Source organism: Streptomyces sp. NBC_00377 (assembly GCF_036075115.1).
GTDB lineage: Bacteria > Actinomycetota > Actinomycetes > Streptomycetales > Streptomycetaceae > Streptomyces.
In genome coordinates, this window is sequence record NZ_CP107958.1 from 3970581 (window position 1) to 3983625 (window position 13045).

13 protein-coding genes are annotated in these 13045 nt (G+C 71.2%); 2 read left to right on the plus strand and 11 right to left on the minus strand.

Features of this window, described 5'->3' with window-relative positions; genetic code table 11:
• Positions 1-22: 22 nt before the first annotated feature.
• Both OHS71_RS17835 and OHS71_RS17840 read right to left on the minus strand, forming a co-directional pair.
• On the minus strand, positions 23-1954 hold the full coding sequence (locus OHS71_RS17835) for an AMP-dependent synthetase/ligase (protein WP_328480365.1): 1932 nt from the start codon (positions 1952-1954) through the stop codon (positions 23-25).
• A gap of 210 nt (positions 1955-2164) precedes the next feature.
• On the minus strand, positions 2165-3487 hold the full coding sequence (locus OHS71_RS17840; RefSeq protein ID WP_328484551.1) for an acetyl-CoA C-acetyltransferase: 1323 nt from the start codon (positions 3485-3487) through the stop codon (positions 2165-2167).
• A 137-nt stretch (positions 3488-3624) separates the two neighbouring features.
• On the opposite strand from OHS71_RS17840, the gene OHS71_RS17845 reads away from it, so the two are divergent.
• Both OHS71_RS17845 and OHS71_RS17850 read left to right on the plus strand, forming a co-directional pair.
• Positions 3625-4938 carry a 3-oxoacyl-ACP reductase gene (locus tag OHS71_RS17845; RefSeq protein ID WP_328480366.1) on the plus strand — a complete coding sequence of 438 codons (1314 nt, stop codon included), beginning with the start codon at positions 3625-3627 and terminating at the stop codon, positions 4936-4938.
• Positions 4938-5801 carry a MaoC family dehydratase gene (locus tag OHS71_RS17850; protein WP_328480367.1) on the plus strand — a complete coding sequence of 288 codons (864 nt, stop codon included), beginning with the start codon at positions 4938-4940 and terminating at the stop codon, positions 5799-5801. The genes OHS71_RS17845 and OHS71_RS17850 overlap by 1 nt, the downstream gene beginning before the upstream one ends.
• Positions 5802-5834: 33 nt before the next feature.
• Here the strand turns inward: OHS71_RS17850 and OHS71_RS17855 are convergent, their stop codons facing one another.
• The 9 genes from OHS71_RS17855 to OHS71_RS17895 form a co-directional block, all read right to left on the minus strand.
• Positions 5835-6479 carry a TetR/AcrR family transcriptional regulator gene (locus OHS71_RS17855; RefSeq protein WP_328480368.1) on the minus strand — a complete coding sequence of 215 codons (645 nt, stop codon included), beginning with the start codon at positions 6477-6479 and terminating at the stop codon, positions 5835-5837.
• A 328-nt stretch (positions 6480-6807) separates the two neighbouring features.
• The gene (locus OHS71_RS17860) at positions 6808-7116 is read right to left on the minus strand and encodes a DUF4229 domain-containing protein (RefSeq protein ID WP_328480369.1); all 309 of its coding nucleotides are present in this window, start codon (positions 7114-7116) and stop codon (positions 6808-6810) included.
• Between the two features lie 144 nt (positions 7117-7260).
• Positions 7261-7785, minus strand: coding sequence for a GNAT family N-acetyltransferase (locus OHS71_RS17865; protein ID WP_328480370.1), 525 nt, complete (start codon positions 7783-7785; stop codon positions 7261-7263).
• Between the two features lie 16 nt (positions 7786-7801).
• Positions 7802-7972: a hypothetical protein gene (locus OHS71_RS17870; protein WP_328480371.1), complete on the minus strand. Its 171-nt coding sequence runs from the start codon at positions 7970-7972 to the stop codon at positions 7802-7804.
• 51 nt (positions 7973-8023) lie between these two features.
• Complete coding sequence (gene mqnE / locus OHS71_RS17875) at positions 8024-9187, minus strand: aminofutalosine synthase MqnE (RefSeq protein ID WP_328480372.1); 1164 nt, start codon at positions 9185-9187, stop codon at positions 8024-8026.
• Between the two features lie 112 nt (positions 9188-9299).
• Positions 9300-9755, minus strand: coding sequence for an Lrp/AsnC family transcriptional regulator (locus OHS71_RS17880; RefSeq protein WP_054238669.1), 456 nt, complete (start codon positions 9753-9755; stop codon positions 9300-9302).
• A gap of 68 nt (positions 9756-9823) precedes the next feature.
• On the minus strand, positions 9824-10480 hold the full coding sequence (locus tag OHS71_RS17885) for a UbiX family flavin prenyltransferase (protein ID WP_328480373.1): 657 nt from the start codon (positions 10478-10480) through the stop codon (positions 9824-9826).
• Positions 10481-10670: 190 nt separating this feature from the next.
• The gene (mqnP, locus tag OHS71_RS17890) at positions 10671-11576 is read right to left on the minus strand and encodes a menaquinone biosynthesis prenyltransferase MqnP (protein WP_328480374.1); all 906 of its coding nucleotides are present in this window, start codon (positions 11574-11576) and stop codon (positions 10671-10673) included.
• Entirely contained in the window at positions 11573-13030 is a 1458-nt protein-coding gene (locus OHS71_RS17895) for a menaquinone biosynthesis decarboxylase (protein ID WP_328480375.1), read from the minus strand. The genes mqnP and OHS71_RS17895 overlap by 4 nt, the downstream gene beginning before the upstream one ends.
• Positions 13031-13045: the final 15 nt, after the last annotated feature.

The window sequence follows — 13045 nt, forward strand, 5'->3', positions numbered from 1 at the left end:
CGGAGCCCGGCCCGCGAATCCTTTACCGCGCTTCCTGCGCGTACAGCCCCTCCACCTGTTCAGCGAAGTCGCGCAGGACCGCCTCGCGGCGGAGTTTCATCGAGGGGGTGAGGTGGCCGGCGTGTTCCGAGAAGTCGGTGGGGAGGATGGCGAACCGGCGGATCGACTCGGGGCGGGACACCAGCTTGTTGGCCTCCTCGATCGCGCGCTGGAGTATGGCCTTCAACTCGGGGTCGTCCATCAGCAGTTCCACCGGGACCGGGTGCTTGCCGTTCATCTGGCGCCAGTGGGTGAGGCCGTCGGGGTCGAGGGTGAGGAGGGCGGAGACGTAGGGGCGGCCGTCGCCGAGGACCATGGCCTGGGAGATCAGCGGGTGGGAGCGCAGCCAGTTCTCCAGGGGCGCGGGGGCGACGCTCTTGCCGCCCGCCGTGATGATCATCTCCTTCTTGCGGCCGGTGATCGTCAGATAGCCCTCGTCGTCCAGTTCGCCGAGGTCACCGGTCGGCAGCCAGCCGTCGGGGGCGGCGGGGACGACTCCTCCGGCCGCCGGGTCCCAGTAGCCCCGCAGGACGTGTTCGCCGGCGATGAGGATCTCGCCGTCCGCCGCTATGCGGATCTTCGTGCCGGGCAGGGGCCAGCCCACGGTGCCCAGGCGGGGTCTCAGCGGTGGCGTCACGGTCGAGGCGCCCGTCGTCTCCGTCAGGCCGTAGCCCTCGTAGATCTCGATGCCGGCGCCGAGGTAGAAGGCGGAGAGGCGTCGGCCCAGGGGGGAGCCGCCGCAGATGGCGTGGCGGACGCGGCCGCCCATGGCGCTGCGGAGGCGGCGGTACACGAGCGGGTCGTAGAGGGTGCGGGCGGCGCGGAGGGTGGCGGCCGGACCGGATCCGGTGCCGGTCTTCTGTGCCTCGACCGCCTCGCCGTAGCGGCGGGCCACGTTGACGGCCCGGTCGAAGGAGGACAGCTTGCCGCCGGCCTCGGCCTTCGCGCGCGCGGTGTTGAAGATCTTTTCCAGCATGTACGGGATGGCCAGCAGACAGGTGGGTCTGAAGGCCGCCAGGTCCGGGAGGAGTTCGTCGGCCTTGAGGCTCGGGGCATGGCCGAGCCGGACGCGGGCGCGGACGCAAGCGATGGCGACCATGCGGCCGAAGACGTGGGACATGGGGAGGAAGAGGAGGACGGAGAGGTCCTCGCCGCCCGATTTGAAGACCGGGTAGAGGAGTTCGATCGCGTTGTCGACCTCGGCGAAGAAGTTGCCGTGGGTGAGTGCGCAGCCTTTGGGGCGGCCCGTGGTGCCGGAGGTGTAGATGAGGGTGGCGAGCGTGTCCGGGACCAGCATTCCCCGGCGGATCTCGACCTCCGCGTCCGGTACGTGCTCGCCCGCGTCGATCAGCCGGTCCACATGCCCCTTCTCCATGACCCACAGATGGCGGAGGTCGGGGAGCCGGTCGAGTTCGGGGCCGAGGGTCGCGGCCTGTCCGGGCGTCTCGGTGACCAGGGCGACCGCGCCCGAGTCGTGGAGGATCCAGCGGGTCTGGAAGACGGAGGAGGTCGGGTAGATGGGCACCGTGACCAGGCCGGCCGCCCAGGCCGCGAAGTCGAGCAGCGTCCATTCGTAGGTCGTGCGGGCCATGATGGCGAGCCGGTCGCCGGGCACGAGGCCCTCCGCGATCAGTCCCTTGGCGACCGCGTGGACCTGGGCGGCGAAGCGTTCGGCCGTGATGTCCGTCCACTCGCCGTCCTGGCCCCTGCGGCTGAGGACCACCGCCTCGGGGGCGGCGCCCGCGTTGTCGTAGGGCAGGTCGGCGAGCGAGCCGTACGTCACCGGGCGCGCGAACGCCGGTACGGACGCCTCCCGCACCACGCCGTCCAGCCGTCGTGTCTCGGGTTCCACCAGGGCGGGGGGAGCGTCGGGATCGGCGTAGGCCGAACCGGCGGCTGGATACGGCGTGGACACGGGCGGCTCCCTGGGCGTGCAGCGACGAAACTGCTTGCTGCATGACGTACGTGCCTCGCGCACCGAGGCGTTCAACCGGGATGCCCCCTAAGACAGGGGTTACCGCCGGTTAGGTACGGGATCGTACGGCGCTCACGTGTGGGGCTTGTGCGTGTTCGGGAATGTTCCGGCGCTGGGGATGTGCAATCCCGGGGGTTATATGAGGAATCTTCACGTTCGTTCCAGGATCGCCGTGACTCCCTGCCCGCCGGCCGCGCAGATCGAGATCAATCCCCGTGCGGGGCCCTCCCGTTCGGCGAGCAGCTTGGCCAGGGTCGCCACGATGCGCGCGCCGGTCGCCGCGAAGGGGTGGCCGGTGGCGAGAGAGGACCCGGCGACGTTGAGGCGGTCGCGGTCCACCGGTGCAAGGCCCTGCTTCTCCCAGGCCGCGAGCGTCGCCAGCACCTGGGAGGCGAAGGCTTCGTGGATCTCGAACAGGTCGAAGTCCTCGATGCCCAGACCGGCCCGTTCCAGCATGCGCGGGACGGCGTACGCGGGTGCCATCAGCAGCCCGTCCTCGCCGTTCGCGACATCTCCGCGTACGAAGTCGACGGCCGCCGTCTCGTACGCCGTCAGGTAGGCGAGCGGTTCGAGGCCGCGTGCCTCGGTCCATTCCTCGGAGGCGAGGAGCACCACCGCCGCGCCGTCCGTGAGCGGAGTCGAGTTGCCCGCCGTCATGGTCGGCTCGGGGCCCTCCGTCCCGAACACCGGCTTCAGCCCGGCGAGTTTCTCGGCCGTGGAGTCCGGGCGCAGGTTCTGATCGCGGGCCAGGTCGCGGAACGGGACGACCAGGTCGCCGAAGAAGCCGCGCTCGTAGGCGGCCGCGAGCCGCTGGTGGCTGGTGGCCGCCAGTTCGTCCTGGGCCTCGCGTCCGACGCCCCAGGCGCGGGCGGTGACCGCCGCGTGTTCACCCATGGACAGCCCGGTGCGCGGTTCGGCGTTGCGCGGGATGTCGGGGACAAGATGGGCGGGGCGGATCTGCGCGAGGGCCTTGAGGCGGGCGCCGGTCGACTTCGCCCGGCGGGCTTCGAGAAGGATGCGGCGCAGCCGGTCGTTGACGCCGAGGGGGGCGTCGCTGGCGGTGTCGGCGCCGCCCGCGATCGCGGACTCGGTCTGGCCGAGGGCGATTTTGTTGGCGGCGGCGATCACGGCCTGGAGGCCGGTGCCGCAGGCCTGCTGGAGGTCGTAGGCGGGGGTGCGGGCGTCCAGCTTCGAACCGAGGACCGTCTCGCGGGCGAGGTTGAAGTCACGGCTGTGCTTGAGGACGGCCCCGGCGACCAACTCGCCCACGACGCCGGGCACATCGAGTGCGTACCGGTTCACGAGCCCGTTCACGGCCGCCGTCAGCATCTCCTGGTTGGAGGCGGTGGCGTAGGGGCCGTCGGAACGGGCGAAGGGGATGCGGGTGCCTCCGACGATCGCCACGCGGCGGACGCGCGGGAGTTCCGGAGGGGGCTGCGGCGCACTGCTCCCCGCGACTTTCAGGTGACTCACCCGCTGGCTCGCCCGTGACGGCTCCGAGGTACTCATCTCGACCTGCTCCTCATCCGTGACCTAGACTTACCCACGGTAACCTTACTCCAGAGTAAGCACCCGGTACGAGGTGTGCACCGAGCCCGTGGGAGATCATCATGGCCGACCGCTATCTGAGCTTCACCGCCACCGCGCCCGGTCGCCTCCTCACCCGGCGGCTCGGGCTCCCGCAACCGGCGCCGCTCAGGCGATGGACGGCCCAACGGCCCGGCCTGGACGGCCCCTTGCTGCACCTCACGGCCGGCGGCCCGCCCGTGCCCGGCCTCGCGCCGGTCCTGGCCCGCACCGGCCTGCCCACCGGAACCACCGGCCCCGCCGCCGTCGTCCTCGACGCGACCGGCGTCCGTGACCTCGACACGCTCGCCGAGGTGCACGCGGCCCTCCACCCGGTCGTGCGGTCGGTCGCGGCGAGCGGCCGGATCGTCGTCCTGGGCGCGCCCCTGGACGCCCGCGATCACCACCAGGCGGCCGCGCAGCAGGCCCTGGAGGGGTTCGTGCGGTCGCTGGGCAAGGAGATCGGGCGGGGCAGAACGGTCAACCTGGTCCGGCTGACCGACGCGGCCGCCGCCGAGTCCACCCTGCACTTCCTGCTCTCCCCCAGGTCGGCGTACGTCAGCGGCCAGGTGATCGCCGTGGGGACGGCCGGGTTCGAGGAATCGGACGGCCCCGCGAGCCGGACACTCCCCCTCGCCGGCCGGACCGCGCTCGTCACCGGCGCCGCCCGCGGGATCGGCGAGGCCGTCGCCGAGACGCTGGCCCGGGACGGCGCCCATGTCGTCGTACTGGACGTACCGCAGGCCGAGGAGGACGCGCGCCGGGTCGCCGCACGGCTCGGCGGGACCGCCCTCACCCTCGACATCACGGCCGCCGACGCGGGTGAGCGGATCGCCGCCGAACTCCCCGACGGGCTGGACGTGCTGATCCACAACGCCGGGATCACGCGGGACCGGCGGCTGGTCAACATGCCCGCCGACCGATGGAGTCCGGTGCTCGACGTCAACCTGGGGAGCGTGCTGCGCACCACGGACGCCCTGCTGGCCAAGGGCGCCCTGCGGACGGGCGGGCGGATCGTGGCCACCGCCTCCATCGCCGGCCTCGCGGGCAACGCGGGGCAGACGAACTACGGCGCGAGCAAGGCGGGCGTGGCCGGACTCGTCCGGTCCCTCGCCCCACGCGCGCTGGCCGAGCACGGGGTCACGGTGAACGCGGTGGCGCCGGGCTTCATCGAGACGCGGATGACGGCCGCGGTTCCGTTGCTCATCCGCGAGGCGGGCCGCCGGATGAACTCCCTCGCCCAGGGGGGTCTGCCCGTCGACGTCGCCGAGACCACCGCCTGGCTCGCCCATCCGGCGTCCGGCGCGGTGAACGGGCAGGTCGTGCGGGTGTGCGGCCAGAGTCTGCTGGGGGCCTAATGACCGGCGTAGTGATCATGCTGTCCGGTCCCCCGTCCCTGGGTCCGCTGCTCGCCCTCGGCGCGCTGCGTTCGCCCTTCAAGCGGCCCCGGCCCGGTGTCGGGTACTCCGGCACGGGTGACCGTCTCGTCCTGCCCGACCTGCGGGTGGACCTCGGCCGGCTGGCCGCCTACGAGCGGGTGTGCGGCTTCCCGACCGGCGAGGACTCGCTGCCGCTCACCTATCCCCATGTCCTGGGCTTCCCGCTGGCCATGCGGATCATGAGCGGCCGCGGCTTCCCGCTGCCGCTGCTCGGCCTGGTCCACACGTCGATCGAGATCACCCGCCGCACCGGCCTCGCGGCCATGGGCGCCTACGAACTCACCGTGTACGTGGACCGGTTGGCCGCGCACCGGCGGGGGACCGAGGCGGTCGTCGTGACGGAGCTGCGGGAGCGCGGCGCCCTCGTGTGGGAGTCGACCAGCACGTATCTGGCCCGGCACCGCACCGAGCCGGTTCCCGCCCTCGAGCCTGCGGCCACCCGGGAGCCCGTCCCGGTGCTCGACGAGTGGCGGCTCGCCGCCGACGTGGGGCGGCGCTACGGCGCCGCGTCGGGCGACCGCAATCCGATCCATCTGCACGCGCTCACCGCCCGCCTGTTCGGCTTCCCGCGGGCCATCGCGCACGGCATGTGGACCGTGGCCCGCTGTCTCGCCGCACACGGCAGCCCACCGGCGGTGCGCGTACGGGCGGAGTTCCGGGCGCCCGTCCTGCTGCCGGGGACGGTGGCCTTCGCGTCGGACGGCGAACGGTTCGAGCTGCGCGGGACGGGCGAGGCGGGACGGGTGCATGTGAGCGGCCGGGTGGATCCGCTCACCTGGTGACCGGCCCGGCCCGCGCCGGGTCGGGCGGGCGGCTCAGGCCTCGGGCGGGGACCAGGGACGGTTGTTCATGAGGTTGCCGAGGCCCGCCCAGGCGAAGTTCATCAGGGTCGCCGCCGCCTGGCGGGCCGTGGTGCCGTCGGCGGTGTTGGCCCAGGCGGCGAGGGACTCGGCGGCGCCGACCAGCGCCTCGGCGAGTCCGGCGACCTCCCGTTCGGGGAGATCGGGGTCGCGGTGGGCCTCCCTGGCCGCGACCACGATCAGCTGGGTGACGAAGGCGACGATCTCCTCGCGCATCGCCGCCACCTCCGCGGCGAACGGCTCACCGTGCGTGCGGGCCTGTAGATGCAGGACGGACCAGGCGTGCGGGTGCTCCGCGGTGTGCGCGAAGAACGCCAGCAGTCCGTCCCAGAGCTGGCGGTCGGCGGGCAGGTCGGTGCGGACGCCGGTGCGCACCGCGGCGACGAGCGTCTTCGCCTCGCGCCGGATGCAGGCGGTGAAGAGGTCTTCCTTGGAGTTCAGGTACAGGTACACCAACGGCTTGGACACGCCCGCGAGTTCGGCGATCTCATCCATCGACGCGGCCATGTACCCGCGGCGGCCGAAGGTTTCCACTGCGGCGTCCAGCATCTGCTGCTCACGGACCGCACGCGGCATCCGCTTGGTCTTCACGGCACCCATGGGCACAGCGTAGTTGGGCCCGCCGGGGCCGGACCCGCTCCGACCCGGTCCGCCCCGCTCCGCCGGCCGGATCCCGACCCCGGTCCCGGCCGGGTCGAGGCCGCTGGGGCGTGTCTGACCATTCGCGTCGGATCAGCGCGCGGCGTCCGGTGATGGGGGCACCTCCCACGCCGTTCAGGCGGTGGGGGAGCATCGCAAGGCGGAGGATCGCCCGTGTACCGGATGTACTCGGGTGATCCGGCAACGCGGCGTGGGGGCACCCCCGGCCGAAGGCTGGGGGAGTGCCGTGCCAGGCGTCGCGCGCGCAGCGGGAATCGTCAGACACGACCTACGAGGTCTGCGCCCGGCCCTGGGGGTGCGCGCTCTCGTCGGCCACGTCGTCCTCCTGGGACCGGTTGGCGTCCAGGTTGGCCTTCATCCGGTCCACCCGCTGCACGACGTGCACCGAGGCGCGGTCGCGCTCCTTGCGCAGCACCACGAAGCTGATCGGCGCGGAGATCACCAGCGAGAGGAGGAGGATCCACATGAGGTTGGAGTCGCCGAGGCCGCGCGGGACGACACCCGAGTAGACGAGGCCCCAGACGACCACGAGGCAGCCGGCGAAGACACCGAGACGCATCAGTGTGTAGCGGAGCATGTCAATCCACTCTTCCGATTCCAAAAGGGGCCGTCGTCCAGTGAAGCACGCCGGGGACCCGATCTTGCAGCGGGGTACGAGCGGCCGGGAGCCCTCGCATCGGGTCGAGCAGGGGTGCTTCGGCTCGCGTCGGGGCGCCCCGGCTCACGTCAGGGGCAGCAGCATGATGATGTCGTCGCGGTCGTCGTGCGGCGCGACGCGGATGGCGCCGGGCACCCGGCCGACCTCCTTGTAGCCGCAGGAGCCGTAGAAGTGCTCCAGGCCGAGTCCGCCGCGGCAGGTCAGCCGGATCGCGTCGATGCCGTCGAAGGCGCGGGCCTCCTCGGCGGCGGCCGCCAGCAGGTCGCGGCCGTATCCCCTGCCCTGGTGGCGGGGGTGCACCATCACCGTGTACAGCATCACCCAGTGGGTCTGGAGGCGGTGCGTGTTGAAGCTGAGGAACGCCGTCGCGGCGACCTCGCCGGCCGGGTCGTGTCCGACGAGCAGCCGGGTGCGGCCCTCGGCCATCTGGACGAGGTGGCGGACCAGTTCCGGCCGGACCGTCTCGCGTTCCACCGGCGGCACGAAGCCGACGGCCCCACCCGCGTTGGAGACATCCGTCCACAGGTCGAGGATGCCGTCGCGCAGGGCGGGGGTGACAGCGGGATCCAGGGTGAAGGTAAGCGACACGCAGGGATCGTAGTCCTTACTTCGACTCTTTCGACAGCATGGGCGCCGCCGTTCCCGGATCCTGGACCAGCCCCTGCCAGGCGCCCTCGCGGTCGTCCGCGCGCAGGACCGAGGAGCGGCGGACCGCGGGCACCGGCCCGCCGCGGCCGGCCGCGGCTCTCCTCCCGGCCTCAGGGGCGCGGGGCACCACGACCGGTCCCCCACGCACCCGCGGCCGGCGTACGGCTCGACGCGCCCGTCACACCCGCATCGGCTGCGGCGACTCGCGGCGGGCCGGGTCGGGGGCGTCGTACTCGCGGATGATCTCGTAGCGGGTGTTGCGCTCCACCGGGCGGAAACCGGCGTCCCGGATGAGGTCCAGCAGGTCGTCGCGGGTCAGCTTGTTCGGGGTGCCGTAGTTGTCCGCGTCATGCGTGATCTTGTACTCGACGACCGAGCCGTCCATGTCGTCGGCGCCGTGCTGGAGCGCGAGCTGCGCGGTCTGCACGCCGTGCATGACCCAGAAGACCTTCACGTGCGGGACGTTGTCGAACAGCAGCCGCGACACCGCGAAGGTCTTCAGGGCCTCCGCGCCGGTCGCCATCTGGGTGCGGGCCTGGAGCCGGTTACGGACCTTGCCGTCCTTCATGTCCACGAAGTCGTGCTGGTAGCGCAGCGGGATGAAGACCTGGAAGCCGTTCGTCTCGTCCTGGAGCTCACGCAGCCTCAGGACGTGGTCGACGCGGTGCCGCGGCTCCTCGATGTGGCCGTACAGCATGGTGCACGGGGTCTTGAGACCCTTCTCGTGCGCCAGCCGGTGGATGCGCGACCAGTCCTCCCAGTGGGTGCGGTGGTCGACGATGTGCTGCCGGACCTCCCAGTCGAAGATCTCGGCGCCGCCACCCGTCAGCGACTCCAGACCGGCGTCGATCAGCTCGTCGAGGATCTCGGAGGCGGACAGGCCGGAGATCGTCTCGAAGTGGTGGATCTCCGTCGCCGTGAACGCCTTCAGCGAGACGTCCGGGAGCGCGGCCTTGAGTTCCCGCAGCGAGCGCGGGTAGTAGCGCCACGGCAGGTTCGGGTGCAGGCCGTTGACGATGTGCAGCTCGGTGAGGCTCTCGCCCTCCATCGCCTTGGCGAGCTTCACCGCCTCCTCGATGCGCATCGTGTACGCGTCCTTCTCGCCCGGCTTGCGCTGGAAGGAGCAGTAGGCGCAGGACGCCGTGCACACGTTCGTCATGTTGAGGTGCCGGTTGACGTTGAAGTGCACGACGTCGCCGTTCTTACGGGTCCGCACCTCGTGCGCGAGGCCGCCCAGCCATGCCAGGTCGTCCGACTCGTACAGCGCGATGCCGTCCTCACGGGTCAGCCGCTCACCGGCCCTGACCTTCTCCTCCAGCTCGCGCTTGAGTCCGACGTCCATGCCCGCACCTCTCTACGACTTACTACGACGACGTCCGACGAGGTCGTCGACGACCAACCGTACGCCCCCGCCCTTCGGGCGGGAGGTGGCCCCGACCGGCCCTGGAACGGGCCTACACCTCTTCGGGAAGCTCCCCGACCCGGTTCTCCCACTTGGTGGAGAGCACGATGGTGGTACGGGTGCGGGAGACGCCCTTGGTCCCGCTGAGCCGCCGGATGATCCGCTCGAGACCGTCGACGTCGTTGGCCCGCACCTTCAGCATGAACGAGTCGTCGCCGGCGATGAACCAGCAGTCCTCGATCTCGCTGAGGTCCTTCATCCGGTTGGCCACGTCCTCGTGGTCGGCGGCGTCGGAGAGGGAGATGCCGATGAGGGCGGTGACGCCGAGACCGAGCTGGGCGGCGTTCACCGTGGCGCGGTAGCCGGTGATGACACCGGCCGCCTCCAGCCGGTTGATGCGGTCGGTGACGCTGGGTCCCGACAGACCGACGAGGCGCCCCAGCTCCGCGTAGGAGGCCCGGCCGTTCTCCCGCAGTGCCTGGATGAGCTGCCTGTCCACCGCGTCCATGCGATCGAAGCCTTCCGGTCAAGAGTTCCTGAAAAGATGAGAGGTACTGCGACTTGCTCAGATGGCGCTCATGTGGCCCGGGTTCCGTTCGCGCCGCCCAGTTCGCCGTCCCACCGGCGGTAGAGCGTGTGCGCGACCCCCGCCGCGTCGAGTACGCGCCCGGCGACGAAGTCGACCAGATCCTGGATGTGCGTGGCGCCCGCGTAGAAGGCGGGTGAGGCGGGCACGACGCTCGCACCGGCGTCGTCCAGCGCGACCAGATGGCGCAGGGTCTGCCCGCCCAGCGGTGTCTCGCGCACCGTCACGACGAGAGGCCGCCGCTCCTTGAGCGTGACGCTCGCGGCCCGCTGGAGAAGGTCCTTCGACAACCCGAGGGCGACCCCGGCGACACAGGCCGTCGAGGCGGGCACGATCAGCATCCCCTTGACCGGATACGACCCCGAGGACGGCCCCGCCGCCAGGTCCCCCGCAGCCCAGTACCGGACGTCTTCGACGTTCGTCCGGAAAGTGTCCGGCTTGCCGTCGGCCCCGCGCGCGAGCCATTCCCGCAGGTCGTCGCGCCAGTGCGCGTCCCGGAAGGAGATCCCCGTCTCGTCGAGCAGGGTGAGCCGCGAGGCCCGGCTGACCACCAGGTCGACGCTCTCGCCCCCGGCGAGCAGCGCACGCAGCACGGCGGCGGCATAGGGCGTACCGGACGCCCCGGACACCCCCACGATCCAAGGCACGCGCTGCGTTTCTCCTGCGTTCACACCTTGAGCGTACCGGTGAGCGAAGTGGTCCTCAGGACCGGTCGGGCCCGAAGCCCGCACGCTCCCTTCGCTTTCCCCGCCCGCCTGTTCACCCGGACGGAGTACAGGGCCCGGCCCCGGGCCGCACCGGGACCGGGCCTCGGTCCGGGCAAGGACCGGACCAGGGCTAGACCGTGAGCCCCCGCACCAGCAGGTCGATCAGCGCGCAGCCGAACAAGCTGATGCCGATGAACCCGTTCGTCTGGAAGAACGCCCTGTTCAGGCGGGTCAGGTCGTGCGGCCGAACGATCGTGTGCTCGTAGACGAAGGCGCCCGCGACGATCACCAGGCCCAGCCAGAAGAACGCGCCCGCGCCCGTGGCCAGGGCGTACCAGACGAAGAGGGCCGTCGTGATCGCGTGGCAGACGCGCGCTCCCCGGACGGCCGCCGGGATGCCGAAGCGGGCCGGGACCGACATGACGCCGATCTCGCGGTCCGTCTCGACGTCCTGGCAGGCGTAGATGAGGTCGAAGCCGCCGATCCAGACGCCGACCGCCAGGCCCAGGATCACCGCGTCCCACGACCACTCGCCGGTGATCGCCAGCCAGCCGCCGATCGGACCCATCGCCTGCGCCAGACCCAGGATGGCCTGCGGGAAGTTCGTGAACCGCTTGCCGTACGGGTACACCACCATCGGGATCACCGCGATGGGGGCAAGGGCCAGACAGAGCGGGTTCAGCAGCGCGGCCGCGCCCAGGAAGACCACCAGGGCGATCAGGGCGCCGGTCCAGGCGTGCCGCACCGACATGGCCCCCGTGACCAGCTCGCGCTGCGCCGTGCGGGGGTTACGGGCGTCGATCTCGCGGTCGATGATCCGGTTGACCGCCATGGCGAAGGTGCGCAGGCCCACCATGCAGACGGTGACCAGCAGCAGCCTGCCCCAGTGGATGTTGGCGTCCGTCTCGTACATCGCCGTCAGCGCGGCGATGTAGGCGAAGGGCAGCGCGAACACGGAGTGTTCGATCATCACCAGGCGCAGGAACGCCTTGGTGCGTCCCGGCTGCTGCGGAAGCGCTGCGGATGCGGAACTCACAGCCCGTACTCCTTCCAGCGGCGGTCGACCTTCGCCGCAGTCTCCGGATCGGGCAGCACCATCTCCGGCCAGCCGCCGTCGCGCGTGTACCCCTCCTCGGGCCACTTACGGGTCGCGTCGATGCCCGCCTTGCCGCCCCAGAACTGCTGGTAGGAGGCGTGGTCGAGATGGTCGACCGGGCCCTCGACGAGGGACAGGTCGCGGGCGTAGTCGGTGTTGCCGAGCGCCCGCCAGGCAACCTCGTGCAGGTCGTGGACGTCGCAGTCCGAGTCGACCACGACGATCAGCTTGGTCAGCGACATCATGTGGGCGCCCCAGACCGCGTGCATCACCTTCTGCGCGTGCTTGGGGTACTTCTTGTCGATCGAGACGATCGCGCAGTTGTGGAAGCCGCCGGCCTCGGGCAGGTGGTAGTCCACGATGTCCGGGACGATGACCTTCAGCAGCGGCAGGAAGAAACGTTCCGTGGCACGGCCGAGCGGGCCGTCCTCCGTCGGCGGCCTGCCGACCACGATCGACTGGAGCAGGGGACGCCTGCGCATCGTCACGCAGTCGATCTTCAGCGCGGGGAACGGCTCCTGCGGGGTGTAGAACCCGGTGTGGTCGCCGAACGGACCCTCCGGCAGCATCTCCCCCGGCTCCAGCCAGCCCTCGATGACGACCTCCGCCTGCGCCGGCACCTGGAGCGGCACCGTCTTGCAGTCGACCATCTCGATCCGCTTGCCCGCGATGAACCCGGCGAACAGGTACTCGTCGATGTCGCCGGGCAGCGGGGCGGTGGAGGCGTACGTCACGGCGGGCGGACAGCCGAAGGCGATCGCGACGGGGAGCTTCTCACCCTTGCGGGCCGCTACCTGGTAGTGGTTGCGGCTGTCCTTGTGGATCTGCCAGTGCATGCCGATCGTGCGCTTGTCGTGGCGCTGGAGGCGGTACAGCCCGAGGTTGCGGATCCCGGTCTCCGGGTCCTTGGTGTGCGTCAGGCCCAGGTTGAAGAAGGAACCGCCGTCCTGCGGCCAGGTGAAGAGGGCGGGCAGGGCGTCGAGGTCGACGTCGTCGCCGTGCAGGACGACCTCCTGGACGGGGGCGTCCTGGGGCTTCACCTTCTTCGGCGGCACGTGCGTCATCGCGCCGAGCTTCCCGAAAGCCTCCCGGACGCCGACGAACCCGTGCGGCAGCTCGGGCCGCAGCAGCCCGCCGATCTTGTCGGAGATCTCGCCGTACGACTTCAGCCCGAGGGCCTTCAGCAGCCGCCGGTCGGTGCCGAACACGTTCATCGCGAGGGGCATGCTCGACCCCTTCACGTTCTCGAAGAGGAGCGCGGGGCCACCGGACTTCTGGACCCGGTCGACGATCTCCCCGACCTCCAGATACGGATCGACCTCGGCCTTGACGCGCTTGAGGTCGCCTTCGCGTTCCAGTGCCCTGAGCAGGGAACGAAGATCGTCGTAAGCCATGTGTCCCAGTATCGG